23 protein-coding genes and 1 pseudogene are annotated in these 25,734 nt (G+C 43.9%); 14 read left to right on the top strand and 10 right to left on the bottom strand.

Features of this window, described 5'->3' with window-relative positions; translation table 11 throughout:
• The first annotated feature begins 1 nt into the window (after nt 1).
• From QFZ81_RS25930 to QFZ81_RS25910, 5 genes are all read left to right on the top strand, one after another.
• Nucleotides 2–1,087, top strand: coding sequence for a GerAB/ArcD/ProY family transporter (locus tag QFZ81_RS25930; protein WP_307440135.1), 1,086 nt, complete (start codon nt 2–4; stop codon nt 1,085–1,087).
• A gap of 61 nt (nt 1,088–1,148) precedes the next feature.
• Nucleotides 1,149–1,427: a hypothetical protein gene (locus QFZ81_RS25925; protein ID WP_307440137.1), complete on the top strand. Its 279-nt coding sequence runs from the start codon at nt 1,149–1,151 to the stop codon at nt 1,425–1,427.
• Between the two features lie 172 nt (nt 1,428–1,599).
• The gene (locus tag QFZ81_RS25920) at nt 1,600–3,357 is read left to right on the top strand and encodes a glycoside hydrolase family 2 protein (RefSeq protein ID WP_307605322.1); all 1,758 of its coding nucleotides are present in this window, start codon (nt 1,600–1,602) and stop codon (nt 3,355–3,357) included.
• Nucleotides 3,358–3,546: 189 nt separating this feature from the next.
• A complete protein-coding gene (locus tag QFZ81_RS25915) occupies nt 3,547–4,101 on the top strand; it encodes a PadR family transcriptional regulator (protein WP_307605321.1) in 555 nt (184 codons plus the stop codon).
• 2 nt (nt 4,102–4,103) lie between these two features.
• On the top strand, nt 4,104–4,955 hold the full coding sequence (locus tag QFZ81_RS25910; protein WP_307449476.1) for a type II CAAX endopeptidase family protein: 852 nt from the start codon (nt 4,104–4,106) through the stop codon (nt 4,953–4,955).
• Nucleotides 4,956–5,190: 235 nt separating this feature from the next.
• On the opposite strand, the gene QFZ81_RS25905 is transcribed toward QFZ81_RS25910, so the two are convergent.
• The 5 genes from QFZ81_RS25905 to QFZ81_RS25885 all read right to left on the bottom strand — a co-directional run bounded on the left by QFZ81_RS25905 (nt 5,191) and on the right by QFZ81_RS25885 (nt 12,981).
• Entirely contained in the window at nt 5,191–6,066 is an 876-nt protein-coding gene (locus QFZ81_RS25905) for a carbohydrate ABC transporter permease (RefSeq protein ID WP_307440143.1), read from the bottom strand.
• 16 nt (nt 6,067–6,082) lie between these two features.
• The gene (locus QFZ81_RS25900; RefSeq protein WP_307440145.1) at nt 6,083–7,012 is read right to left on the bottom strand and encodes an ABC transporter permease; all 930 of its coding nucleotides are present in this window, start codon (nt 7,010–7,012) and stop codon (nt 6,083–6,085) included.
• A gap of 70 nt (nt 7,013–7,082) precedes the next feature.
• On the bottom strand, nt 7,083–8,735 hold the full coding sequence (locus QFZ81_RS25895) for a type 2 periplasmic-binding domain-containing protein (RefSeq protein WP_307440147.1): 1,653 nt from the start codon (nt 8,733–8,735) through the stop codon (nt 7,083–7,085).
• 337 nt (nt 8,736–9,072) lie between these two features.
• Nucleotides 9,073–11,442, bottom strand: a complete 2,370-nt coding sequence (locus tag QFZ81_RS25890) for a helix-turn-helix domain-containing protein (RefSeq protein WP_307605320.1) — start codon at nt 11,440–11,442, stop codon at nt 9,073–9,075.
• A gap of 273 nt (nt 11,443–11,715) precedes the next feature.
• Complete coding sequence (locus QFZ81_RS25885; protein ID WP_307605319.1) at nt 11,716–12,981, bottom strand: MFS transporter; 1,266 nt, start codon at nt 12,979–12,981, stop codon at nt 11,716–11,718.
• 156 nt (nt 12,982–13,137) lie between these two features.
• On the opposite strand from QFZ81_RS25885, the gene QFZ81_RS25880 reads away from it, so the two are divergent.
• From QFZ81_RS25880 to QFZ81_RS25870, 3 genes are all read left to right on the top strand, one after another.
• Nucleotides 13,138–13,371 carry a cold-inducible protein YdjO-related protein gene (locus QFZ81_RS25880; RefSeq protein WP_307440156.1) on the top strand — a complete coding sequence of 78 codons (234 nt, stop codon included), beginning with the start codon at nt 13,138–13,140 and terminating at the stop codon, nt 13,369–13,371.
• Nucleotides 13,372–13,488: 117 nt separating this feature from the next.
• Entirely contained in the window at nt 13,489–13,932 is a 444-nt protein-coding gene (locus QFZ81_RS25875) for a DUF2663 family protein (protein ID WP_307440158.1), read from the top strand.
• A gap of 24 nt (nt 13,933–13,956) precedes the next feature.
• Complete coding sequence (locus QFZ81_RS25870; protein WP_307605318.1) at nt 13,957–14,580, top strand: carbohydrate-binding family 9-like protein; 624 nt, start codon at nt 13,957–13,959, stop codon at nt 14,578–14,580.
• A 260-nt stretch (nt 14,581–14,840) separates the two neighbouring features.
• On the opposite strand, the gene QFZ81_RS25865 is transcribed toward QFZ81_RS25870, so the two are convergent.
• Together QFZ81_RS25865 and QFZ81_RS37500 are read right to left on the bottom strand one after the other, a co-directional pair.
• Nucleotides 14,841–16,040 (bottom strand): ornithine--oxo-acid transaminase, encoded by a 1,200-nt coding sequence (locus QFZ81_RS25865; RefSeq protein ID WP_307440165.1) that lies wholly within the window; start codon nt 16,038–16,040, stop codon nt 14,841–14,843.
• 166 nt (nt 16,041–16,206) lie between these two features.
• The gene (locus QFZ81_RS37500) at nt 16,207–16,305 is read right to left on the bottom strand and encodes a hypothetical protein (protein ID WP_373463791.1); all 99 of its coding nucleotides are present in this window, start codon (nt 16,303–16,305) and stop codon (nt 16,207–16,209) included.
• Nucleotides 16,306–16,564: 259 nt separating this feature from the next.
• Between QFZ81_RS37500 and QFZ81_RS25860 the strand changes: the two genes are divergently transcribed.
• The gene (locus QFZ81_RS25860) at nt 16,565–17,983 is read left to right on the top strand and encodes an aspartate ammonia-lyase (RefSeq protein WP_373463716.1); all 1,419 of its coding nucleotides are present in this window, start codon (nt 16,565–16,567) and stop codon (nt 17,981–17,983) included.
• 136 nt (nt 17,984–18,119) lie between these two features.
• On the opposite strand, the pseudogene QFZ81_RS25855 reads toward QFZ81_RS25860, so the two are convergent.
• The 3 genes and pseudogenes from QFZ81_RS25855 to rocF all read right to left on the bottom strand — a co-directional run bounded on the left by QFZ81_RS25855 (nt 18,120) and on the right by rocF (nt 20,316).
• Nucleotides 18,120–18,499: pseudogene (locus tag QFZ81_RS25855) on the bottom strand (glyoxalase superfamily protein).
• A complete protein-coding gene (locus QFZ81_RS25850; protein ID WP_307605317.1) occupies nt 18,496–19,203 on the bottom strand; it encodes a DUF1361 domain-containing protein in 708 nt (235 codons plus the stop codon). The pseudogene QFZ81_RS25855 and the gene QFZ81_RS25850 overlap by 4 nt, the downstream one beginning before the upstream one ends.
• A 195-nt stretch (nt 19,204–19,398) precedes the next feature.
• A complete protein-coding gene (rocF, locus tag QFZ81_RS25845; RefSeq protein WP_307605316.1) occupies nt 19,399–20,316 on the bottom strand; it encodes an arginase in 918 nt (305 codons plus the stop codon).
• Nucleotides 20,317–20,673: 357 nt separating this feature from the next.
• Between rocF and QFZ81_RS25840 the strand changes: the two genes are divergently transcribed.
• The 5 genes from QFZ81_RS25840 to QFZ81_RS25820 all read left to right on the top strand — a co-directional run bounded on the left by QFZ81_RS25840 (nt 20,674) and on the right by QFZ81_RS25820 (nt 25,728).
• The gene (locus QFZ81_RS25840) at nt 20,674–21,363 is read left to right on the top strand and encodes a GntR family transcriptional regulator (RefSeq protein WP_307440172.1); all 690 of its coding nucleotides are present in this window, start codon (nt 20,674–20,676) and stop codon (nt 21,361–21,363) included.
• A gap of 121 nt (nt 21,364–21,484) precedes the next feature.
• Nucleotides 21,485–22,228 (top strand): ABC transporter ATP-binding protein, encoded by a 744-nt coding sequence (locus tag QFZ81_RS25835; RefSeq protein WP_307440174.1) that lies wholly within the window; start codon nt 21,485–21,487, stop codon nt 22,226–22,228.
• Complete coding sequence (locus tag QFZ81_RS25830) at nt 22,228–23,109, top strand: ABC transporter permease (protein ID WP_307605315.1); 882 nt, start codon at nt 22,228–22,230, stop codon at nt 23,107–23,109. The genes QFZ81_RS25835 and QFZ81_RS25830 overlap by 1 nt, the downstream gene beginning before the upstream one ends.
• A 101-nt stretch (nt 23,110–23,210) precedes the next feature.
• Entirely contained in the window at nt 23,211–24,275 is a 1,065-nt protein-coding gene (locus QFZ81_RS25825; protein ID WP_373462739.1) for an ABC transporter substrate-binding protein, read from the top strand.
• 82 nt (nt 24,276–24,357) lie between these two features.
• A complete protein-coding gene (locus tag QFZ81_RS25820) occupies nt 24,358–25,728 on the top strand; it encodes an allantoinase (protein WP_307440180.1) in 1,371 nt (456 codons plus the stop codon).
• Nucleotides 25,729–25,734: the final 6 nt, after the last annotated feature.

The following is a 25,734-nucleotide window of genomic DNA, read 5'->3' as shown; positions in this document are numbered from 1 at the left end:
GATGGAAAATGGTATTATTGGTATCCGACAATTCACCATTCTCGTTACGCTATTTACGGTAGGAAGCTCGATATTAATAACCCCCGCCGGCCTCGCCGCGGAAGCAAAGCAAGATGCATGGATATCCGCCATTCTGGCAGTATGTCTTGGTTTGCTAACGGTCTATTTATATCATGCATTGGTAAGGCAATTTCCTAACCAAACTTTAGTGGAGATGTGCGAGGGAATATTCGGCATTTGGATAGGTAAAATAGTTTCTTTACTTTATTTCAGCTTCTTCCTCCTCCTCGCTGCGCTTGTATTGCGGAACATCGGTGACTTTATGACAACCCAGGTTCTCCCAGATACGCCGCTTCAGTTTATTATCATAATCTTTCTCGCTGCTGTTATTATGGCAAACTGGCTCGGTCTTGAAACCATTGCACGTGCCGGGGAGATTTTTTTCCCTTGGGTTATGCTATTCTTTTTTGCTATGGTCATTTTCCTGCTGCCGCAAATCCGGCTCATTCAGCTTAAACCTTATCTTGGCGAAGGCATCATGCCTGTTATCAGAGCGAGCTTAACTTTAATCGGAACGCCCTTTATGGAACTTATCGTATTATTGATGGTTATTCCTTTTGTAAATTGCGATAAAAAAGCTATTAAAGCTTTTCTTGTGGGAACGGCGATCGCTGGATTCATATTGATAATCATAACCCTGATATCGATTCTGGTTCTTGGTGCAGCTATGACCGCAAGGCAAATGTATCCAAGCTATAACTTAGCGAAAAAGATCAGCATCGGAGGATTTCTGGAAAGATTGGAAGTCATTATGGCGGGGATCTGGTTTATCACGATCTTCTTTAAGCTTACGATTTGTTTTTATGCTTCAGCCCTTAGTTTCGCTCAAATCATGAAAATGAAAGTAATTCGTCCCCTGCTTCTCCCTTTAGGGATGATTCTGATTGTTTTATCCATTGTTTCATACCCAAATACAAGCTATTTCCTAAATTTCGTTTCCAAAATATGGTTCACCTACGCATTCACATTTGGATTTCTGCTGCCTGTATGCATGATTGGTGTAGCTCTCTTTCGAAAGAGAGTATAATTTAATCACGGACAACACTATGCTACAATAGTCTTAAACAACCATTAGGAGATGACATCACATGACGGAGCAATTAAACGAACAAGAGCTAATACAATTCATAGTAGACAAATCGAAGGCCGATCCTGAGCAAATTCAGCTGGTATTGAAGTATGAGAAGGATTATATTGTCAAAGCGGAAGAAAATGCCAAAGGGGAAGTTGATATTGACAGCGATGAACTGATCGATCATATTCTGGGCAGACCCGATGTGAAATTGACAGAACTGGCGGTAGATACCATTTTGGAAGCTGAGATGGACTATTTAATGAAAAAGGGATTTGCCGGATACATCGATTAAATATGTGGTAAAAAGGAAATGGACACCTCTGAGAAGAGGTGTTTTTGCGTTACTTTTAAGTTAATTAAATAACGCATATTGACATTATGGGAGCTTGATATGATAATAATTAAGAGTTATTTATGTTATTTAGTTAACTTTTAAATTAATTATATGGAGGCAACGATTACTGATGGCCAACCAACCACGAGCTGAGTACCCTAGACCTCAATTTGTAAGAGATAGCTGGATCACCCTGAATGGCGAATGGGAATTTGAATTTGATGATGATCGTGTGGGAAGTAAAGAGAAGTGGCATTTGGGGGATAGAAAGTTATCCAAAACCATTCAAGTGCCATTCGCTTTCCAAAGTAAATTGAGCGGCATTGGGAGCAATGAGTTTCACGATGTTGTATGGTACCGCCGAGATCTAACTTTACCCGAAGCTTTTCAGAATAAGCGGATTCTGCTTCATTTTGGAGCGGTGGATTACGAAGCTTCGGTTTGGGTGAATGGGGTGCTAGTTGCTAAGCACGAAGGTGGACATACCCCTTTCCATGCAGATATCACGGATGCGCTTCGGGTTGGGACGAATAAACTGGTTGTCAAAGCGGTCGATTACAGTAAAGATGTTACGCTGCCGAGAGGTAAGCAATATTGGCATACGGATTCCGCAAGTATTTTCTATACGAGAACGACAGGCATTTGGCAAACCGTATGGATGGAAGCGGTATCTGCCGACGGCTACTTGGACAAAGTAAAAATTACCCCGGATATCGATGAGAAACAAGTGGAATTCCAATTCTTTCTCCAGGGTTTTGACTCAAACGCCAAGCAGCAGCTGAAAGTAGAGATTTCATTTAATGGAGAACTCGTTTCGGAAGATACGTATGGGATGCGCAGCAGCTCCGGGGCGAGAAAAATTCGTCTGAATGATTTCAACGATCATGGACTCGGTGCATGGTGGACACCGGAGCATCCGAATTTATATGATGTCACGTTCACGCTGCTGGTTGATAATAAAGCTGTAGATGTGGTAACTAGTTATTTCGGGATGCGTAAGGTATCCATCGAGGACGGTAAATTATGCTTGAACAACCGCCCTTATTTTTTGAAAATGGTTCTGGATCAGGGATATTTCCCAGATGGCAATTTGACGCCGCCAAGTGATGAAGCGATCAAGCAAGATGTCGAGTTAACGAAGGCAATGGGATTTAACGGCGCGCGCAAACATCAAAAGCTGGAGGATCCAAGATTTCTTTACTGGTGCGATAAGCTCGGATTAGTCGTTTGGAGTGAGGCGGCTAACGCTTATGAATATACGGAGAAGTATGTTAGTCGTTTTACGAATGAGTGGATTGCTTCTATCGATCGCGATTACAATCATCCTTCCATTATTGCTTGGGTTCCCTTGAATGAGAGCTGGGGAGTGCCTAATATTCAAATCGATAAATTGCAGCAGCAGCATGCTCTGACCATGTATCATTTGACTAAATCGCTTGATCCGATGCGTCCTGTTGTGTCTAACGATGGTTGGGAGCTTGTGAAAACGGATCTGTTCACCATTCATGACTATGAATGGCGTGAAGATGTGCTGGAAGAGCGCTACAGTTCTAGCGATAAAGCTGTTCATGCGATGCCAGCGAATCGCCGCTTATTTGTTGAAGGCTTCCCTTATGAAGATCAGCCGATTCTAGTTACCGAATTTGGCGGTATTGCTTACAAGAAAAGCGAATGGGAAGGTTGGGGATATTCCGGGGCGGATAATGACGAGGATTATGAGAAAAAGCTGCGCGCCGTCATACGTCCTCTGCTAAACTCCGGCGTTGTACAGGGTTACTGTTACACGCAGTTAACCGACGTCGAGCAGGAAATTAACGGCCTTCTAACATATGACAGAAAGCCGAAAATTCCAGTAGAAATCATTAAAGCAATTAATGATCGTAAGTAATCTGGCTTACACGGATTAAGATGGGGCTGTCCTAAAAGTAGGTAAAATCTACTTGAGGACAGCCCCTTGCTTGTGAGATGTTGTATGGAGGGAATTTTAATCATGTTGACAGAGGAAAATAAAGGAAATAGAATTTAGTTGTATATGTCTAATGGACATATCTAATAGACATAAATGGAGGTGTCCATCATGCAGGACAAAATCATTCTGGGTTTGCTGCTGGACGGGGATAAGTCGTCCTATGATCTTAAGAAAAGCATGGAGGCAAGCACCGGATTTTTCTATAATTCCAGTCAAGGTAGCATACAGCCAGCCTTAAAGAAACTCGTTCAGAATGGGCATGTTCATTTAACGGAAGTGCGTCAGGGGGGGAGGAACAAGAAGGTTTACTCGATCACCGAAGATGGAGAAAAGGAATTCTTGAGTTGGGCCAGTGAGCCGATCGCATTAGACAAACCAAGGGATCCGGCACTCGTCAAAATGTTCTTCTTCAACTACGTCGAAGATCCCAGAAAACTTGAACTCATTGAAACGTACTTGAATGAGATCGAAACGGTCCGGTCTACTTTGAAGATGTTTCAGCAAATGAATCGGGAACAGCTCGGGAAAAACCAAGAGCTTCTCAACAACCCGAAGGTGAGAAGCAGGCTGGATACTTTGGAATTCGGAAGTGATTATTATGATTTCTTGAAAGCGTGGTACGAGAAGTATGTTCAGAAAATAAAAGAGGAGCTGGGAGCTTGAAAATGAAGGATAACAAAACGCTACGCAACGTGATTATTTTCTCGCTTGTTGCGTTAAGCTGCGGCTGGATCGGACGACTGGTTGATTTGCAGGCCGGAACGGATGAGAATGGCAGTCTGGGGCAATTGATTTGGATTGTGTCTCCCCTCCTGACGATGGTCATTTTGCGCAGTTGGATGGGAGATGGGTGGAAAGATTTCAGCATCAAACCTCGAGTCAAAGGAAACGCATTTCTCTATTTATTCAGCCTGTTATTCTTTCCCTTAATGACCATGGTGATTGTCGGAATCAGTTCAAGCTTGGGGTGGACGAATATGTCCCCAATGTCTTCTCACTATTTGACGGCAGTCGGTTTAGCTCTTGTGCCAAGCCTCATCAAAAACATATTTGAGGAATTTGCATGGAGAGGCTATTTGGCTCCAAAGCTTTATACGCTTGGTTATCATCGTTTTATCGTTCATATTGCCGTGGGGTTAATTTGGGGCGTGTGGCACTTTCCTTATTTATTTCTGTTCGTGGAGACCACGGAAAGCATGATCACCTATATCCCTCGCATGATGCTTGGCGTGATCGTCATGGCGGTTCTGTACGGTGAGATTCTGCTGATGACTCGAAGCGTTTGGCCAGCCGTCTTCATGCACATGGCTGGAAATGCCTTCATTGATACATTGATTCTGAAAAAGTTCGTTCTCGTGAAAACGGAATTTAGTTATTTGGCTATGCCCAGTCCGGAAGGAATCATCGCCATTGTCTTAACGGCACTTGCCGGTGTATGGATGTATAAAAGAAGAAAAAGAACGACACTCCGGCAAGGACCTCCTGGATTCCCAAAACAGCCGCAGTTCCCCGTGTAAAATTGCGCAGGGTGTGGCTTGTTTTTCCCTGTCTGGAAGGGGCTAGAAGCTCAATCGCATTGGAGGATTCTCAGATACGACGGCCCCCAGCAAGCTGAGCGAGCCGAAAGTGACCGCTCAGCTGGAAGAGGCCGCCAGAATGTTCGGAGGCTGTACTGAGAGGTCCTCAAACGACCGCTCAGCGGAAAAAGACGTATCGTCGTCACCTCGTTGAAGAGGCGAACGGCGATTTGTTTTACCCTTTGACAGCGCCAATCATGACGCCTTTGACGAAATACTTTTGCACGAATGGATACAAAATAAGAATAGGCACCGAAGCTACCATGATAGTTGCATATTTGATCGTTTCCCCTATTTGAAATTGCTCGGCCGCATTAGCCCCTGATGACATGGAATCGGTATTATTCGCTATTAATATTTCTCGCAAAGTGAGCTGGAGCGGGTAGAGGTCACGATCCTTTAGGAAGATGGACGCATAGAACCAACCATTCCATTTCTCAACGGCATAGTACAAGATCATTACGGCAATAACGGGCATGGAAAGCGGGATAATGATACGAAAAAGAATCACAAAATGATTGGCCCCATCCATTTTAGCAGATTCCTCCAAGCTTTCTGGGACCGCCATGAAAGCTGTGCGCATGATGATCAGATTAAATGTGTTGATGGCAAAGGGCAAAATGGTCGCCCATAGGGAGTCGATTAAACCGACGCCTTTTACAACGAGATAAAGCGGTATAAGGCCACCGTGGAAAAACATCGTTAATACGACAACGAAGATGAATACGCGGTTCCACATGACATTTTTACGGGAGAGCACATAAGCGCCTAAAGCAGTAACAATAAGGTTCGTAATGACACCGAAAAAGAGGATAAACAACGTATTTCGGTAGCCTTTTAGAATAGCAGGGTTATTAAAAACACTTTTGTAAGCTTCTAAACTGAAACCCAGAGGCTTAATCAGGAACCCTTTATGCGTGATCAATTGGCCGGCATCGCTAAACGAGGCAAATGTGACATAGAGAAGTGGATACAGGGTAACGACGACAAGCATGAGTAAAAAGACATGGATTAAAGTGACGAATACTCTGTCCGAATAGCTCGTTTTCATTTCAACACCACCTCCATCACCATAAGCTGTTTTCACTTATCTTTTTACTTATTTTGTTTGCTGCAATGAGTAAGGCTAGATTAATCACAGAATTGAACAAACCAACCGCAGAGCTGTAGCTCCAACCAAATTCTATGAGCCCTTTGCGATAAACGAAAGAAGAGATGACGTCCGCCGTATCGTAGGTGCTGGGGTTATAGAGCAAAATAATTTTCTCAAAGCCAACGTTCAATAAATTCCCCATACGTAAAATGAACATGATCGCAATGGTTGGGAGAATACCAGGTAAGGTAATATGCCAAATTTGCTTGATTCTGTTGGCACCGTCCATTTTCGCCGCTTCGTACTGCTCCTGGTCAATGCCCATGAGTGCGGCAAGATAAATAATGGATTCCCATCCGATTTTTTGCCATATTTCAGATAAAATATAGATTGTTCGGAATAATTCCGGTTTCTGCAGCATAGCCGTATCATTGAAGCCAAAATAAGTCAGAAAGTTATTAATTAAACCGCCGTTATTCGTAAAATCTTTGATCATTCCGACAATAACGATGAGCGAAATAAAATACGGCATGTAGGTGACCGTCTGAACGAAGCGTTGAAACTTTTTATTCGTAAGCTCATTAATAAGAATCGCCAAAATAATCGGAGCTGGGAATTCAAAACATAGCGAGTAAAGGGAAATAATGACGGTATTCTTGAGAATTCGCCAGAAATAATAACTGCTGAAGAAATCATTAAAGTGTTGGAAGCCAACCCACTCACTGCCCAGAATGCCTTTATTGGGGGTGTACTCTTTAAACGCAATCAAGGCTCCATACATCGGCGCATAATGGAAGATAAAGTAATAAGCCAGAACGGGAACCATCATCAGGTATAAATATTTATTCAGCAGAAAATCGCGCTTGAAGCGTATTTGGAAGGTTGCTTCCCCTGCTTTACGCATGATATCTCTCCTTTCGCCGCGGGATTCTAGTAAAGTGGGGAGAGCCGCTGCCCTCCCCCTGGCCTGTCATCTACCTTTTGTTATAACGATCTAAGGATGCCTTTTTAATTTCGAGAGCACGGCTTAGCTTAACGGATTTGAATTTTTCCATGTATTTATCAAAGCTATCCACTGGCTCTGTTCCCAAAATAATTTTGAGCGTCATTTCATCGACTAGTGTATTGAGGTCAGTCATGATTTTGGCAAGCTCTGTGCTTTCTTCCGGTGTAGCTGTAATAGGAGGCAGTTTGTGTTTATCAACATCCGTTTTCTGCCAAGTGGAAACGGCATCGCGTTGTGTTTGCAAAGCCAGATACTGCTCGATATAACGTTTATCCTGAACGAAAGGACCATTATAGTTACCGCGGATGTACAGTGACAGAGCTTGTGCCGGTGCCAATTTATCCGGGTTTTTCATGAGAAGGTCCGTATATTTCGGGTAGCCGTTCTCTAATTTATGAGCAACGCCTTCCGTTCCGAAATTGAAGAACGTATGACCTTCTTCGGAGTAGCCATAGTCAAGAAGCTTCGCTGCGGTTTCAATATTTTTGGAAGACGCAGTGATGGCCACCATACCTCCGGGCGCATTAGCTGGATCCTTCTGGCCGTACATCGCGATGTCGCCTTTCTTGAGAACCGGATATGGAGCCCCGATGAGAACGCCTTTAGGATCTTTAGCTGTAATTAGCGGCTGCCATTTACCGATGCCTCCACCGGCATTCTGTACGGTCACACCTGTCGCGCCGGAAGCCATGTTGGCGTCTAAGGATTTGCCATCTGCTGTTGCGAAGTTTTTATCAATCAGCCCTTCTTCGTACCATTTGTGGAAGGTAGCCAGGAAATCTTTGTAGCCCTTTTCAGCTGGGCCAAACTTAATTGTGCCATTGTCGATGAAGAAATCACGCGTCACACCGAAGGCACCTGCAAAAGCGCCGTTTGCTAACTCGTTGAAAGGTCTGGGAACACTCACGACGGAGAAGGCCGCCGTTGCGCCTTTTTTCTCCTTAAAGGCTTTGAGTGTTGTGTACCACTCATCGATGGTTTGAGGAACAGGTAGACCCAGATCATCCAGCCAATCCTTCCGAATGATAGGACCTTGGAAGACACGCAGGTAATCATCGCCGCGGATGAAAGGGAAGACGTAATAGCTGCCATTGTCGGTTTTTACTTGTTTATCAACTTCTGGATGCTCTTTGAGGAACTTCTTCAAATTCGGTGCAAATTTATCGATCGTATCATTTAATTTTAGAATGTATCCGTCTTTGATCGCTTTTTCAGGACCACCTGGGAATTTCCCCTGCCAATCATACTCGATCATATCAGGTAAATCACCTGTAGCTAATAGGACATTAATAGCTTGATCTGCTTGGTTTGTGGGAGGAGCGCTGAACTTCAGATTAACACCCGTCTTCTTCTGCCAATCTTGGAAAAATGGTACATCTGCGTGGGCTGCTTTTACTCCCGTTAGGTTACCTGAAAGCTCGCCCCAGTAAGTTAGTGTTTTGTCCACTTTTAGAGGATAAGTGACAGCGGCGGCACTAGGAGCGGTCGTTCCACCGGCAGTTGCTTTGGGACTAGCGCTGTTGACTGTAGTCGGGGTGTTGGATGAACATGCAACGACTAAGCTCCCCATCAATGATGTTGTAACCAGCATGGTGAACATTTTTTTTCTGTTCTTTTTCATAGGTTGACCTCCTAAAAGTTTTTCGCCAGAAAAACTGGCAACGAAAGCGATACTGAGTTTTTCGCCAGAAAACTGGAATTGTAAGCATTGCCGAGTTTAGAAAACGGCTATCGAAGCGATACTGAGTTTCCCTGGAAAACTGTTTAAGATTGTGTGAGGTGAGTAGCGGTATGTCTAACCTAACTATATGACAGCGCTTCCATTTTGACTATCTGCAAAATATCCAATTGGTTCTCGAATTCTGTGCGTAGACTCTACAAAATATCCAATTGCTTCATCAATTTAGCCAATATTCGCTTGCAGCCCAAAAATAAATGAGGTGATTGCCTCACCCCATTTATTTTTCAATCAGCTCTTTGTATTTCCCCGGTGTGATGCCCTCCACCTTTTTGAAAACACGAATAAAAGCATTAATATCATTGAAGCCCACCCCGTAAGCCGCATCGCCGACCGATTGCTCTTGCCGCCCTAGCAGCAGCTTGGATTTCTCAATTCTGACTTTATTAATGCGATCGAGCAGCCCCTCTCCCACATAATCCTTGAATAGCTTCGATAGGTAGGTGGCTTTGCGGTTAAAGTGGCTGCCAATCATCGTGACATTCAGATTAGCATCTGTGTAATTATGTTCGATATAGGCCGTCACTTCATTTACCAATTGCTGAAGGGCTTTCTGTCGTGTAAGTGAAATCGTATGCTGCCGTTTGGCTGACGTGAAGACACACACTTGCTCGAGCATATCACTGAGCTGGAGCTGCATATCTTGAACGGTTTTACTGCATAGAAGGCGGTCGAGAAGTTTTGGGTTGCGTATAAAGAAGCTTTCCTGGATATCTCCGGTTTCGCTAATGCTTTTCATCATGGTGGTTACCAGATTGAGCATAAGACACTTCGTTAAGGAAACCGAAATGCCAGGATTATCAAAGTTTTTACTCATAATCTCAGTAAGAATCATCTGCGCTTCTTCAAGCTCCCCTAGCTTCACAGCATACATGAATTGCTGCTCAATCTGCGCCGGATAATAATAGCCGGAATTAGACTCGCAGGTGACATTTGCTTGCAAATCGTCATACGATAGAATCTCTGGTCCACCCATAACAAGCTTAAAGGCCATGGAATCTAGAGCTTCTAAGAAAGCTTGAGGTACATCAGCGATACGTTCATGGATACTGCTTATAGAAATTGTTAAGTTGATATCGTAAGTGGATGAGAGGAAAGTTTGCGCTTTGTCTGCGATTCTAAGTAACTCCAGCTTGGAGCTATATCCATCTTCCATGGTTAAATTGACTAAACAGGCGAGGGTATCATCAATCTCAGCAGCATACCCACGGTGCCTTTCAGATAATAGTTCCTCCACGACATTCATAATAATAAATTGAAGAAGCTTCCATTTATCCCCTTCAGGCGTATGGTTAATTCGTTCAAAGAAGGGTTCACTCTTATCGACAACAAATAGCATGACGGCAAAATCCTGACGGTCTAGCTTCATTTCAAAGGTCGTTAAGGCCTCATCGATAGGAATCTGGCTGTCCAGTTTTCCTTTCAGCAGCTTTTCGATAAAGTGGGAGCGGACAATGTGCCGCTGCTGCTCCATTTTATTTTTGAAATCAGCAATTTCGATTAATGTACTGTCCACGGCTTCTTGTAAGAAATGAAATTCATTGTATCGTTTACTAGATTGTAAAGTCTGTTTTTTGGAAAATGCATGTACCAACCGACGAACGGGGTTGTAATTTCTTCTTAGAAACACATAAGTCAGGATACCTCCGCCAAGCAAACTGATCGCCATGCTCAAATAAGTTAGGTTACGAATGTGAGCGGCTTTTTTCCAATATACGGTGCTGGGCATCATAGACACATATTTTAGTTTGGAACGTGGTGACTGAATGTTGAAAACTTCATATTTCTCGCCACTAGAGTCGGTGTAATAGAAGTTAGACGAGCTATCTAATTGATCAAAAGGAAAATCGGTTGGAAGCGAATCTGTGGAGTTGGAAGCCAAAATTTGATTTTCATTATTTAGGATGAGTACGTGACCTTTGTTGAAAATTTCCATATTTTGAATGGCGCCAATAATACGAGATTGATCGACCATAATGACGTTAGTAGCTAGCGGTTTATTATGCTCTTCGGGGTATGTGCTGATGTAGGCTACCGTTTTTCGCAGCTTATTATCGTCGCCAATCCGGTACATGGGAATAAATCCTTTGAAATTGCTGCGGGTCACAATGGCTTGCCATGATGAGAACGAGAAAGCATCGCTCATATGTAAAGTTTCATAGGCAAAGCTATTTGTTCTAACGGTGGTAGGAAGAATAGCAGATTGATCTTTATTCAAATAAATATAGAAAGAATCGATCAGCGGGTAGGAGGTTTTGTACATAGATAGTATACGTGCGATTTGATAAGCATCATATCTATATTCTTTGGGAAATGCGTCATATTTATTCGAATAGAGCAACTCCTGAACGCTTACATTCCAAGTAATCTCGAAATTCAGCTGTTCCATGGTTTTAAACTGATTATCCATAATTTCCCGAACTTGTTTTAAAAGAGAATCATTGGCTTGCTGAATTTCTTCTTTCAGTGTTTTACTGGATTCCATATACAACAATAAGCCGATTGCCACGGGTAAAAGTAGAATGACGATATAGGAGATCATCCACGTTAAGACGATACTTTGTCCATTAATGAAGATTTTATTCCGCATAAGCAAATCCCCTCACAATCGATCATCGATAATGAGCACCAGGATCTTGAAATGAATGCGCTCTCATTTATTGTATTTCCTTTCCATCGTTCAAGTCAACGATAGAAAGAACCCATTTTTTACCACATAAGAATTTATAAGTTTCCGATTTAATCGGAGAACGAAATTCTTATTGGCGAATAAACCTAATATAGGGATCTTTGGTCGTAGACCAAAGTCTCTCCTCTCTAAGCGCGGTCGCTCATCTTCGAAAGACCTCGATAAAGGTTTATCTCATGCGGATTCATCAACGGGTTTAAACCGATTTTTCCCGAAAAAGAAGTAGAATAAATAGGAGATTACTGTATAGACTACAGCTGTGATGCAGAAAGCATACGCGTAGCCGTAGTAAGAACCATAACGGAAAACAAGGCCCGTACTTATTGGAGAAGCAAGGAACCAGCCTAGATGAAAAACGGCTTCCCCTGAACTGGACGCTAATCCCCGGAGTGATCGGCTCACGTAGCTCATTTTGATCGAATTATAAAAAGGATTAGCGGCGTTCATTAAGGCTTGCCGGAACAAGTATCCACCCGAAGATAAGTAAAAATTAGCAGAAAAAGCGGTTAGGAGGAGAAATGGAATTGAACATAACTGCAGGTATACGACAGATTTAACTTCTCCGAATCTCTTTGCAATCATGGGTCCAATGAGAAAAGCAATCGCTGTTGCGGCTTGACCTAAAGCTACAACGATACCAATTGCGGATTTCGAAGCGTCAAAACGATCTTCAAAATACACATTTAAATAGGGGACAATCATGCCCCCACCCATGGATGACAACAAGCCTAATAAACAAAAAATACCAATAACCTGTAAGGAAGGTTTATGTACGCTCCACACTTGCTTCCACTTTAGTGATTCGCTACGCGGCTGTATTTCTTGCTCACTTTTCTTGAAAAAAGCCATAGGTATAAAACCAAGTGCTGCAATACCGACTCCAATTAATAAGGTAAATCTCAAGCTTCGAATTTCGTCTAAACCGATAATGAATTGAAAAAGATCACAAAGAACGCCCCCCAGTGCAATACCAACGACATTCGCAAGCATGACAAGAGCCATGTTAAAGCTGAACAGGTGAACTCGCTGCTGTGGGGTGGAGTTGTTGGCCATAAACGGTAGAATGGTTGCTGAAACAACAGCAAGAGCCATACCGCCCAAGAATGACGAGATCAGCATACCCTCTTTGGCTTCAATAAGGGAGCGAGCAGTCAAAGTTACGATGGTAAGAATAAGACCAAATGTAATGACACGCTTAGGTCCGAAACGATCATTCATTAAACCCGCGGGAATGAGAATAATGGCCGCTGCCAGTGACGCCATACCAACCATGCTGCCAACAGCCGTTTGGTCATAGCCGAGACTTCTGACATAAAGGTTATAGACGAGACCAAACATACCTAAACCTAAGTTCCATACAAAATTAAACCAAAAAAACAGCAAAATATTTCGGCTGTAGCCATGGAATTGTGACTTCCATTCACGTAGTAAGTTTGTCATTAATTATTCCTGCCTTTGTATTCTGTGTCTAAATTGCAACCACCTTTTCTATTCTACCACCGGTAAATAATTTTGAATACGAGAAAGACTTGATATTCGATCTGATCTGTATAATAATAAGTAGTCTAATCTACGAAGCAGGGAGCACATAATTGAATGTCTACACCAACGAGTACCGTTACGGAAGAACAAAAGCCGGAAGTCGAACAGATTGAAATTTGGAAATGTAAAGAGACAGATTGTAAAGCATGGGTTCGCAAAGAATTCGTTACGGAAGCTTTACCGACTTGTCCATTATGTAAAAATCAGATGGTGCGCAGCTATAAGCATGTGCCTGTGACAGTTAAAAAAGGAAATAAAAAGTTTTTAGTTGGGAAAAAACGATTCTAGTAAAATTCAAAAGACCAATAGCATCTTCGCCCTAGCGTGAAGAGAGATGCTCTTGGTCTTTTTTTTGGAAAGAATAGCAGTGTCCAAGCATACGTTAATAGAGAGGGGGAGTGCCTAATGCAATGGCCTGAACTTAATCTAAGTGACGATGCGATCAAGATACTTTACAAACTTCGGGATAGAAAGCAGGAATGGGATAAGCTCAAAGATACGCAACCTTTATTCGCCATTCTAACAGGTGGATTGATTCTCTATTTCATTATCTCTTTCTATCGAAAGGTAATGATAGTTTCAGGCGGCAATGCGTTAGCCATTCTAGATTTGCTTATTTCTAATAAGCTTCTATCGGGCTCGCTTCTGGCTTGTATATCATTGTTCTTATTTACAAGAAATCGCGTGACTAGGATTGAAAAAGCGAAGACGAAATATGAGAATTTAAGAATGGAAGTCATTGAGAAGTTGGATGCTTCCTGGTTAAAGGACGTGAAGTCGGAATCTCGGGATCAAATTTCTAGCTTTCTACATAACGAATATGATATTAATATTGTATATAAGAGTTAATAGGGAGCGAGGATGACGGACCGAATGAGATATGAATGTCGATATGTAGATGCAGAGAACGGAATATTGAAGTGGGAAGATATTGAGGTTGAGGACCCTTATTTAAGGGATGTTGTAACGGGAGAGAAGCCGCGGCTCAAGACTCGTTTTCGCGCGTGTTGGACAGCTGATGCACTGCATATACGATTCGAATGTGAGGATGATCATGTCGTGGCAACGATGGAACGTCGAGATGATCCTATTTATTTGGAAGATGTGGTTGAGGTATTTATTGATAAAAGCGGTACTGGAGCGGTGTATTACGAGTTCGAAGTGAGTCCGCGCAATGTCGTATTTGATGCATTGATCCACTATAACGGTGGGGATAAAGAAGTTGATGTTGCATGGGATGCGAAGGGAATATATACCCAAGTTTCGGAAGGGGCCGATGGGTGGAGGACTTACGATCTGCGGATTCCTTTTGCTGATTTGGATTGGGAGCGGGGGCAAAACTTTACACCCCATCATGGTGCTGAGTGGCGCTGGAATTTATATAGAATCGATGATGATGTAGAAGGGAATCGACATTATTGGGCATGGTCACCTACAGGTAAAGTCGATTTCCATATGCCGCACCGATTTGGGACACTTGTTTTTGTGAAAGAATAGATAGAGTAGAATAGTTGGGTGCTGTAACGATGTTTTTCATCGCTGGAGTGGCAGAAGTGCGCAAAAGTGGCTCAATAACGATGAAAAGCATTCTTAAAGTAGAAGGAAAAGCCGATGCCCTCAGAAATATGGGCTGAAACGATGTTTTTCATCGTTAAAGTGGCATAGGCGCGCAAAAGTGGCTCAATAACGATGAAAAGCATTCTTAAAACAAAGCCCTCCAGCTTCACAAAAGCTAAAGGGCTTTTTATACTTGATTGCTAAGCTTCTTTCAGCACATCATTTACCTGCTGCCAAGCCCAATCGAGCTCTTCCTTCGTAATCGTAAGAGGCGGAGCCAAGCGAATAATGTGCTCGTGTGTTTCTTTGCACAGTAGACCCTTCGCTTTCAGCTCTTCACAGAACGGACGCGCTGAAACCTTAAGGTCAATGCCAATGAACAGCCCCCGGCCGCGAATCTCCGTAATCTGCGGAGATTGAATTTCTTGAAGCCGCTTCAGGAAATAAGCGCCAAGCTCATCCGAGCGCTCTGCGAGCCGCTCGTTAAGGGTGACCTCCAGCGCCGCGATGGCGACGGCGCAGCCGAGCGGATTACCCCCGAACGTCGAGCCGTGGGAGCCCGGCTCGAAAACATCAAGAACCTCTCGATCACCGGCGACCGCCGAGATCGGGAACACGCCGCCGCCAAGGGCTTTGCCCATGATGTACAGGTTCGGCGTTACGCCTTCCCAGTCGCAGGCGAAGCGGCGACCCGTACGGCCGAATCCCGTCTGGATTTCGTCCGCGACGAACAATACGTTATTCGCCTGACATAGCTCATAACATTCCCGCAGGTAACCGGCCTGCGGAATCACAATACCAGCCTCGCCTTGAATAGGCTCGAACAGGAAACCCGCCGTGTTCGGCCCGATGGCCTCACGCAGCGCCGCCGCATCCCCGTAGGGAATAATGCGGAAACCCGGCGTAAAAGGCCCAAAGTCGCGTTGATATTCCGGCGACGAGGAGAAGGAAGTGATCGTCACTGTCCGTCCGTGGAAATTCCCTTCACAGACGATAATTTCTGCTTGATCGGCGGGGATTCCTTTCACTTCGTAGCCCCACCGACGAACGGCTTTTACAGCGGTTTCGACCGCTTCGGCCCCAGTATTCATCGGTAAAATCATCGGCTTACCGGTGTAACTCGCTAATTTTTCATAAAACGAACCTAATGTCTCGCTATGGAAAGCTCTAGATGTCAGTGTAACCTTCTCGGCTTGCTCATGAAGCGCTCTCAGAATGTGAGGATGACGATGTCCTTGATTTAAGGCGGAGTAAGCGCTAAGCATATCCATGTAGCGGTTGCCTTCCGGATCCTCGACCCATACGCCTTCCGCTCTCGATATCACGATAGGCAGCGGATGGTAATTGCGTGCCCCGTATTTTTCCGTTTTTTCAATAATCATCGAACTCGTCGTATCCATAAGTATTCCTCCCTGACGTGCAGCTTGTAAGCCAAACTCGCCGGCATTCTCTGTATCTTTCTAATTGTCTCACATAGCGAGCTTGTTTAATCCATTGTATTCGTCAACTCATGAACGTTGCAATATAAATCCTATGAGGTAAATCCCCTATGCGTTTGTGCTTCTCTTAGCATATATAAATACATAGCTTTAGACAGTGATACAAGTCTTCACGAAATTGGCCAAGTTCAATCATTATGTGCAAATCCTTATGAATTGTTGCGATTATGAGAAGACTTGAAATGTCAAAATAGGAAATATTATTAGAAGCGGGCTAAATTGATCAGTGGTCAAAAATTTATTACAGAACATGTCAGATATGTGCAGGATTCTTGAAAGCGGTCGCGAATTCTTCAGTTGAGCGCTTATGAATGCCATACATTGCGTTCAGTTGGTCTAGCGGCAGAAAGTTAGAAGGATTCTCGGAACACCTACTTCGCAACGTCGAGCAATATACTTTGTAGAAAAAAGGAATGGTGTGTACGATGACTCATCGCATTGAAAAAGACTTTATAGGTGAAAAACAAGTTCCATCCCAAGCATATTACGGCATTCAAACGATGCGCGCATTAGAGAATTTTCCAATTACGGGAGTTAAAATTCACGCGGAGCTCATTACAGCTTTGGCAGAAGTAAAAAGGGCAGCTGCAATAGCGAATATGGAAACACATATGCTGCCCAAAAAAATCGGCGAACAATTAGTCAAAGCAGCCGAAGAAGTGAGACAAGGTCAGTTACTTGAGGAGTTTATTGTTGATTCTATTCAAGGTGGAGCCGGAACCTCCATCAATATGAACATGAACGAAGTGCTTGCTAACAGGACGTTGGAGCTGCTTGGGGAGGAAAAGGGAAATTATTTCCATTGCAATCCGAACAATCATGTCAACATGTCGCAATCCACAAACGACGTTATCCCTACCGCCATCAAGATTGCCGCTTACCGTTTATCTGAGCAATTGATAGAGACTATGACTTCACTTCAGAGTGCTTTTGCCCGTAAGGAAACGGAATTTGATGATGTTATTAAAATGGGGCGAACGCATCTACAGGATGCAGTTCCTATTCGTATGGGCCAAGAATTCGGCGCTTATGCACGTGTCCTCCAGCGTGATATCAACCGTATTCGCCATGCTTCTAAGGGGCTTTTGACCGTTAATATGGGGGCTACTGCTGTAGGAACGGGGCTTAATGCGAAGCCTGAGTATGTGGAACGCGTTATGTTTCATCTAAAAGGGCAGGTGGGAATACCCATTGAACTAGCCGAGCATTTGGTCGACGGTACCCAAAACATGGATGCCTACACGGAACTCTCCGCTTCCTTGAAAGTATGCGCCGTAAACCTTTCAAAAATATGCAATGATATTCGATTAATGGCTTCAGGTCCACGCGTCGGCTTAGGGGAGCTGAAACTGCCGCCGAGACAACCCGGATCTTCCATTATGCCAGGTAAAGTCAACCCTGTTATGCCAGAGGTTGTGAACCAAGTGGCGTTCCAAGTCATTGGCAACGATCATACCATCTGCTTGGCCTGCGAAGCAGGTCAATTCGAACTTAACGTAATGGGGCCCGTACTTGCGTTTAACCTTCTACAATCGCTGAAAATACTGCGGAACGCGGCTGACGTGTTCGAGCGCTTTGCGATTGAGGGCTTGGAAGCCGACCGCGAGCGCTGCGCGACTTACGTCGAGCAAAGCTTTGGCATCGTCACAGCCTTGAACCCGCATCTCGGCTACGAAGTCGCCGCGCAATTAGTGAAAGAAGCTGTGCGCACTGGCATGACGCTCAAAGAGCTCATCCTAGAGCGCGGGCTGCTCACACCTGAGGAGATTGAAGAGATCCTCAATCCAATTCAGATGACCACGCCGGGCATCGCAGGCGAGAGATTGCTGCAGCCTGCCGACTAGGGCTGGGTGAAGGAAGTCTCGGTTTGTATAGAAAAACGCCCCGACTTTTTGAGTCGAGGGCGTTTTTTGGGATTTCAAAAAGAATCGTCTAGGGAACGTCTGCGCGGCCATATGAATCAAGAGGAACGACGATGCCTTATTTATTTAAATATGTACCTTTTTTAAGCTTATTCCCAAACGGATCCGTGATGCAGACTTCTCTGGTATACCTTGGGCTCTTTTCAATACCGGGGCGAGAATACTTATATTTCTTTTTCAATAAACCAGTATGAAAAGCTACTATGTCCACGATTTCTATCCGAACCGCTGCACCCGGGCTGCAATCCCCATAATGCTCAGACAAGTGTAATTTACATTCGCCTAAACTGACCTCCATGTAAAGCGGCATCTCACTCTCAAAGCGATGCTCCCACGCTAACGAAAACCCAAGTAATCGATGTAGAATTCCTTTGCCTTATTCTCATCGAACATTCTAAAAATGGGCGTGACTCCTTTAATAGTTGTTATAACAATCATATCCTTATTTTTTCGTTTGTGTAAGGACCTGAATGTCTTGAGCCGCCTATGGCATTTACGAGTACATAAAAGGTTACGTAAACCGTCATGATAACAAATCCGACTAATAAGCAGAAAACGAAGGCTTCTAGATGCAGAGTATTTCGTAGGATATCCAGTATTCCGCTTTTGAGTAAAGCGTCCCAACTGTTTAAGCGATATTCTCTTCCCAAAAGTATGCCGTACCCGGATAGAAGCGCGGTCAATGCGATGATGAGCCATGAAACAAAGTGATTGAATCGCTCTTTCCATATTTCTTGAATCATGTACATGGAGCTGCATCCTAGCAATAGGCCATTCCATGCAAATAAGAAGATGATAAAAAAATCATACCAATATTTAAAGGAGAGCGTTCCTTTTTGTACATAAGAGTCCTTCAAAATCGTTAAATGAATGAAATCCGTAATGACATACGGAGAGTTAGGCAGGAATAACAACCAGGCTAAACCGATCATGATCAAAATGAACTTTTTCAAGATCGTAGGTTTTCGAGTATGTATAAAATAGGCTGCCGCTGAAAGAATGTACGGAATCCAAGCAAGGAATAAATTCCAAATTAGAAATTCAAAGTAGGTTTGGTTTTTGAACAAAAAGTAGACCCCGATTGTGGAAAGCGAGAGCAAGATCAGAAAGAGATGCAAGTACCAGTGATTCAAGGTTTTCATTGTAGGCTCCACACTTGGTCTATGTATTTGGCAATGAGTGATGCCACCCCACCCAAGATTATGTCTATATCTTACATTTATTTACTACCTGTAACAAGCAAATAACCCGTTATCCTCGCAATTAGCGGAGAGTAACGGGTTTATTTCATTCGACGTGTGGTGAGCCTCGCGAAATCATCTGTCAATTGTTTCAACTTATAGAATCTGCTTGCCCAACAAGGAGCTGATTAAGCCGACGGCTAAGTGGGATGTTTTGTTATTATCGTCGAGAAGAGGATTCACCTCAACGAATTCGGCTGAGGTCACAATGCCTGCTTCATGCAGCATCTCTACGGCCAGATGAGCTTCGCGGTAATGAAGTCCACCTTTTACAATCGTGCCTGTTCCAGGTGCTTCAATCGGATCCAGAGAATCGACGTCAAAACTAACATGCACGCCGTCTGTTTTCCTGCTTATATAGTCAATGGCATCTTGCATAATGTAAGCCATTCCTTTGCGATCAATGTCATACATGGTATAGCATTTGATCCCCAAAGAGCGAATGAGTTTCTTCTCGCCCTCATCGAGGGAACGTGCTGCAATAAGGACGATATTCTCTGCTTTCACTTTGTCATGATTGCCCATAATGCTGGTTAATAAGGGATGCCCCATCCCTAGACTGACGGCCAATGACATCCCATGAATATTACCGGATGGACTTGTATCGGCTGAATTTAGGTCGGAATGAGCATCGATCCAGATGACGCCCAAGTTTTGATAATGGCTGGATAATCCAGCTAATGTCCCGATAGCTATGCTATGATCGCCGCCAATGACGAGAGGAAAGCGTCCTTGCTCCACAACCTGAGAGACTTGCTCAGCAAGAAGAGTGTTTACCTCGACTACCTCCGCCAAATACTTGAGGTTGGTTTGATCAACTTCAGCTGCCAAAGGAGTCGCTTTATCGTCCGGCAGACGGATATCAGCAATATGATCGATTGTGATATCCATTTGCTGTAGACCTCGTATTAAACCTGCTTGTAAAATGGCTTTCGGTCCTTTACTGGCTCCGCGTCGACCTGCTCCAAGATCAAATGGCACAGTAATCGCAGCAATTGTCGGCTTGATACTCATGCGATCAGCTCCTCTTGTTCGGGCTTCAGATAAAGCTTCGTTTGTAATTAGATTATCATAACCCAGCTCATAATTGGAGATTTTAATTTGGTTCCTGTGGCAATTGCTGCCGTAAGCAACAGCTTAACTCTTTTATAAAAAGATATGTTAGAAAATATAACATCATATGAGCAAAAATATAATAAATGCAAGTGTAAATAGCCATTTTTTATCATCAAAAACAAAGTTAACGTGATATATTGTTTGTTATTCTAAAAGATGAGGCTTTTAGTGTTATGTATATTGACATTAAATCTTATTTTCATTACGATCATGGTGAATTAAACAATTCATCAGGGGATTGGAGAACAGGTCCTTATGTTACAAGCAAATGAACTAGACATGTATACCGCAATTAAGGATGCCATTATCGAACAAAAGCTTCGTCCCAATATGCAGTTAGTCGAAGAAGTGCTGGCAGAATCTTTTGGAGTGAGCCGCACACCTGTACGCAATGTACTCCGCCGACTGGCGAGTGAGAAGTTAGTAACCGTCATTCCTTACAAAGGTACTTTTGTTGCTTGCCCATCCACACATGAGGCTAAAGAAGTGTTCGAAATGCGCAGAGTGATTGAAGCGGCGGCGATCCGCAAAGTGTGCGGTACGTTGACAGACGATCAGTTTCAACAATTAAAAATAATGCTGGATGATGAGCATGAAGCGCATAAGCAGGGTGATCTACTGGGAGCTCTACGAATTACGGGTGATTTCCACCTCCGCATTGCTGAATTAGCGAGCAATTATTACTACTATCATTATTTGGAAGAATTGATTGCACTCACTTATGTGATTATCGCCTTTTATGGGATGAAGAAAAATAGGTATTGCCATGATCATGAGCAAATTTTAGCGGCCATTAAGCTAGGGGATGCGGATTTAGCTGAACGATTGATGGTTGAACATTTAAGCGAGATTGAAGCATCTTTGGATTTCGAAGAACATGGTGCGAAGCCGCATTCACTTACAGATATTTTTAAGTCCAGAAGTTATGCAGCCGTCAAAAGATAAATGAGTTGTAACCTTTTTTTAAGGAAGATTGTATACAATTTTGTGTGTGATTTTGAGCGTTAATTGCATACAACATGCGAATGCTTCGAACAAAGTTGAGAGCTATGGAAGGGGCGATGGAATGAAATTAACGGCGAAGCAAGTGGGGAAGAGCTTTGGAGATCGCGTCGTGCTTAAACAAGTTGATTTAACGGTGAATTCTCATGAATTTATTTGTATCTTAGGGCATAGCGGTTGCGGTAAATCAACACTTCTCAATATGGTGGCCGGATATTTGCTCCCTGATGAAGGTGAAATAAAGGTCGATGGTGAGATGATAAAAGGCCCATCGAAATCAAGGGGAATGGTCTTTCAGGATCATGCTTTGTTCCCTTGGTACAATGTTCTCGAAAATATTTCATTTGGGCCTGAAGTACAAGGCGCGTCCAAGGCAAAAGCCAAAGAAATCGGCAAGGAATTCCTGAGTCTGGTTGGACTTGAAGCCTATGCGAATCATTATCCAGCCGAATTATCTGGCGGTATGAAGCAGCGAGTAGGAATTGCTAGAGCACTTGCGAGCTCACCAGAAATTTTATTGATGGATGAACCATTCGGTGCTCTCGATATTTTGACCAGGGACATGATGCGTAGAGAGCTTAGGCGCATATGTGCAAAGCTTAGACCGACTATCCTATTCGTTACACACAGTATTAGCGAAGCAGTCTATCTAGCTGATCGGGTGGTTGTGATGAAGGATGGCGAAATTGCAGAGACGTTTTCCATCGAAATTGAGCATCCACGCACGTTTGAATCTCCTGGATTTAGTAAAGCGATGCGCAGCATCGAGCGGATTTTGATGGAAGATGAAACAGAGGAGGCAATCTGATGAGTGAAACATCGGTAACGGTCGTTGCTGACAGTGATTTGCTTCCAACTGGGACTAAGCATGTAGAGCAGCTGAAGAAGCGCAAAGGGTTCAAAGAAAGTTTTATGCAGAGATGGAACATCATGCCGTTCGTTACCTTTTTCGTTCTTTGGGAAGTGTTTTCTCAGTTAAATGGTAGATTTGCTTGGTTTAATCCGATATTCCTACCTCCACCAACCCTGATTGTATCGGATGCCTGGGTACTGGCGAAGACGGGGATCGTGTTAGAAAGTTTAGTTTCCAGTTCTATTCGTATTGCTTTGGGATTCGTCATTGGCTGCTTATTCGCTGTATTGTTCGGAGTGTTAATGAGCAAATTCCGAACGTTTGAACGCTGGATGTCGCCAATTCTCAATCTCGTAAGTCCGATTCCAGCCTTGGCTTTGCTGCCGCTATTCATCATCTGGTTCGGTATCGGAGAGTTTCCCAAAGTTCTGCTAATAGCTTGGACAACATTCGTTCCTGTACTTGTTTATACGGTTGACGGTTTTAAGTCAGTGCCATCTACACTCATTCGATCTGCCCTTAGTTTAGGCGCTTCAGAGCGGCAAATCTTTACCCGGGTTATGATTCCATCGGCGATTCCGAATTTTATTGTAGGTGCGCGGGTCAGTCTGGGTCTGTCTTTCTCGGCTTTAATTGTCTCTGAAATGATGGGCGCGAAATCAGGGCTTGGTTATATCATCGTGGATGCCAGAAATTATTTCAAAATTTCCAACATGTTTGTCGCCATTATTTTAATTGGCTTGTCATACAGTTTGTTTTCAGGCTTAGTGAAAATTTTGGAAAGGAGGGTCTTGGCGTGGCGTAAGGGTGGCATGAGAGATGCTATTGAGAAATAGAAGCAAATGATGACCCAAAAAAAGAGAAGAAAAGTGGAGGGAAACACATGAAAAACAAAAGAATATGGGCTCAATCTTTCTTGGTATTCGTTACGGCAGCTATGGTAGTGACAGCATGTAGTTCCAAACCAACGACGACAAGTACAACGGCTCCCGCAGCAACAACAGCTGTTGCAGCGACAACAACAACACCTGCAGCTACGGCTGCCGCGGCGGCAGTTCCGGAAATGAAAGATATTACGTTAGTCGGCGTACGTGATGCACAGATTTCCTCTCAACAAATTATTGCAGATAAGCTTGGCTATTTCAAAGAAACTGGATTAAATGTGACCAGTCAACTGATTGAAAGCGGACCGGATATCGGACCGATGGTTGCCGGCGGCAGCGCGCCACTCTCGATTCAAACGAATTTTATGGACATTATTCTAAAATCATCGAACGTTCCTGTGAAAATTGTTACACCCCTAGCGCAAATTGCGGGTACGCAAGCTGTCGTCGGTTCCAAGAAATTAGAACTGAAGACATCCAAAGACTTAGAAGGCAAGACGATTGGGATCCCCAACGGAGCAGACGTGAAGATCGCAATTGATAATATGGGTAAAGAGCTTGGTGTAGATGTAAGCAAAATAAAATACGTCAATATAGCGCCAAGTGATGCGGTAATTGCTTTGCAAAAAGGTGATATTGATGCCCTGGCTTGTTGGGAACCGTTCATTACCAAAGCGATTCAAGGTGGAGGCAAGTTCTTGTTCAGCGGAACAAAGAGTGAGCTGCCTGACAAAAAAGGCGACGTGAAATGGATGAGCGTTCATACAACGATGCAGGTTTCTGACGATTTTATTAAGAAAAATCCGAATACGATTAAAGCTGTGCTTGCTGGTCTCAAAAAGGCGACGGATTATATTAACAAGAACCGCGATGAAGCGATCAAGATTCTTGCTCCTGAGCTTCACTTAAGTGTTGAAGAGCTGACGCAAATTATGAGCCGAAATGTATACTCGATGGAAGTAGATGACACTTACGTAAATGGCAGTAACGGTGCGGCCGTAGGTGAATATCTAAAAACTGTAGGTAATATTAAAACCATTCCGAAACCAGATACTTACCATGATTTGAGCTTGTTGAAAGCTGTAGATTCATCACTTGTTAAAGTTGAATTCAAATAAGTAAGTTCATGTTCAGGGCCGAGACAGCATGCTTGTTTCGGTCCTGAAGATTATGAATGTAAGTACAGTCGAGGTGAACAGGGTGAGCGAATTATTAGATGTGATCATTCGAAACGGCTCCGTTGTTTTGCGAGATGAAGTCCGTTTTTTGGATATAGGTATTAAGAATGGCAAGATTTCGCAATTAGATGAGCGGATTACGCTGGAAGCAGAGCAAGTTGTTGATGCTTCCGGCATGGTCATCATGGCTGGTATGATTGATGTCCATGTCCACTTGAATGAACCCGGAATGGGGGACTGGGAAGGATTCGCCACGGGTTCTGCCGCATTAGCCGCAGGCGGATGTACCACATACATCGACATGCCGCTTAACGGCGTTCCGCCAACAGTTACCGTCTCCGCGATGGAGATGAAGCTGGAAGCTGCTCGCGAACAATCATCGGTCGATTACGCCATATGGGGTGGACTGGTGCCGGGGCATCTGGGTGATTTGGAGGCCATGAGTGAAGCTGGTGTCATTGGCTTCAAAGCTTTCATGTCTTCGCCGGGTGACCCGGACGAGGATGCATTTCGTGAGGTAGATGACCTCACCTTGTGGGAAGGGATGAAGCGCATTGCGCGAATGAACCAAGTGCTGGCGCTTCATGCTGAAAGCGAGTCACTTGTTTCACGCTTAGGGCGGGAGAAGCAAGAAGAAGGCAAAGTCACGGCCAAAGACTATACGTCCACACGCCCGATTCTTGCTGAGCTCGAAGCAGTGAATCGAGCACTCTTTTATGCAGAGCAGACAGGGTGTCCCCTGCATTTCGTTCATATCAGCAGCGAGGCTGCTGTGAAGATCATTATGGAGGCGAAGAGGCGTGGGGTTAACGTGACGCTGGAGACTTGTCCGCACTATTTAATCCTAACGGAGGATGACTTAGAACGAATAGGGCCTACGGCCAAATGCGCGCCTCCACTGCGTAGTGAAGAGGAAAAGGAACGGTTGTGGGAAGCTTTGCGCCGGGGTTATATTGATATGATTTCATCGGATCATTCCCCTTGTCCAAGTACATTGAAGGAATCTAGCAATTACTTTGAAGCATGGGGTGGCATATCGGGAGCGCAAAGCTCACTAGAACTTATGATTGATGAAGGACACTTGAAGCGGGGGATCGGGCTTAGTCAGTTAAGTCATATGCTGTCCTACGCGCCGGCTGAGCGATTCGGTCTTCTTCCTAACAAAGGAGAGATCCGTCTAGGCGCCGATGCAGATCTTGTGATGATTTCACTGAATACCCCATATGTGCTGCAAACGGAACACTTATTGTATCGCCATAAGCATAGTCCTTATGTAGGGAAGGAATTGGGGTGCAAAGTGCGGGCTACCTGGAGCAGAGGGAATCTTGTCTATGAAGAAGCGAAGGGGATCAGTGCTGTGAAGGCTGGCAAATGGTGTCCAAGGAAGATATAGTAGGTA

This window comes from Paenibacillus sp. V4I9 (assembly GCF_030817295.1).
In the GTDB taxonomy this organism is placed as follows: Bacteria; Bacillota; Bacilli; order Paenibacillales; family NBRC-103111; genus Paenibacillus_E.
Note: the sequence above shows the minus strand (reverse complement) of the source record. Positions and strands in the feature narration are given on the sequence as shown.

Coding starts and splice junctions, on each gene's coding strand:
- QFZ81_RS25830 (WP_307605315.1), top strand. CDS start 22,228: ATGAGTGAAACATCGGTAACGGTCGTTGCTGACAGTGATTTGCTTCCA.
- QFZ81_RS25840 (WP_307440172.1), top strand. CDS start 20,674: ATGTTACAAGCAAATGAACTAGACATGTATACCGCAATTAAGGATGCC.
- QFZ81_RS25850 (WP_307605317.1), bottom strand. CDS start 19,203: ATGAAAACCTTGAATCACTGGTACTTGCATCTCTTTCTGATCTTGCTC.
- QFZ81_RS25880 (WP_307440156.1), top strand. CDS start 13,138: ATGTCTACACCAACGAGTACCGTTACGGAAGAACAAAAGCCGGAAGTC.
- QFZ81_RS25825 (WP_373462739.1), top strand. CDS start 23,211: ATGGTAGTGACAGCATGTAGTTCCAAACCAACGACGACAAGTACAACG.
- QFZ81_RS25910 (WP_307449476.1), top strand. CDS start 4,104: ATGAAGGATAACAAAACGCTACGCAACGTGATTATTTTCTCGCTTGTT.
- QFZ81_RS25890 (WP_307605320.1), bottom strand. CDS start 11,442: ATGCGGAATAAAATCTTCATTAATGGACAAAGTATCGTCTTAACGTGG.
- QFZ81_RS25835 (WP_307440174.1), top strand. CDS start 21,485: ATGAAATTAACGGCGAAGCAAGTGGGGAAGAGCTTTGGAGATCGCGTC.
- QFZ81_RS25875 (WP_307440158.1), top strand. CDS start 13,489: ATGCAATGGCCTGAACTTAATCTAAGTGACGATGCGATCAAGATACTT.
- QFZ81_RS25865 (WP_307440165.1), bottom strand. CDS start 16,040: ATGGATACGACGAGTTCGATGATTATTGAAAAAACGGAAAAATACGGG.
- QFZ81_RS25895 (WP_307440147.1), bottom strand. CDS start 8,735: ATGAAAAAGAACAGAAAAAAAATGTTCACCATGCTGGTTACAACATCA.
- QFZ81_RS25930 (WP_307440135.1), top strand. CDS start 2: ATGGAAAATGGTATTATTGGTATCCGACAATTCACCATTCTCGTTACG.
- QFZ81_RS25870 (WP_307605318.1), top strand. CDS start 13,957: ATGAGATATGAATGTCGATATGTAGATGCAGAGAACGGAATATTGAAG.
- QFZ81_RS25900 (WP_307440145.1), bottom strand. CDS start 7,012: ATGCGTAAAGCAGGGGAAGCAACCTTCCAAATACGCTTCAAGCGCGAT.
- QFZ81_RS25925 (WP_307440137.1), top strand. CDS start 1,149: ATGACGGAGCAATTAAACGAACAAGAGCTAATACAATTCATAGTAGAC.
- QFZ81_RS25905 (WP_307440143.1), bottom strand. CDS start 6,066: ATGAAAACGAGCTATTCGGACAGAGTATTCGTCACTTTAATCCATGTC.
- QFZ81_RS25885 (WP_307605319.1), bottom strand. CDS start 12,981: ATGACAAACTTACTACGTGAATGGAAGTCACAATTCCATGGCTACAGC.
- QFZ81_RS25860 (WP_373463716.1), top strand. CDS start 16,565: ATGACTCATCGCATTGAAAAAGACTTTATAGGTGAAAAACAAGTTCCA.
- rocF (WP_307605316.1), bottom strand. CDS start 20,316: ATGAGTATCAAGCCGACAATTGCTGCGATTACTGTGCCATTTGATCTT.
- QFZ81_RS25920 (WP_307605322.1), top strand. CDS start 1,600: ATGGCCAACCAACCACGAGCTGAGTACCCTAGACCTCAATTTGTAAGA.
- QFZ81_RS25915 (WP_307605321.1), top strand. CDS start 3,547: ATGCAGGACAAAATCATTCTGGGTTTGCTGCTGGACGGGGATAAGTCG.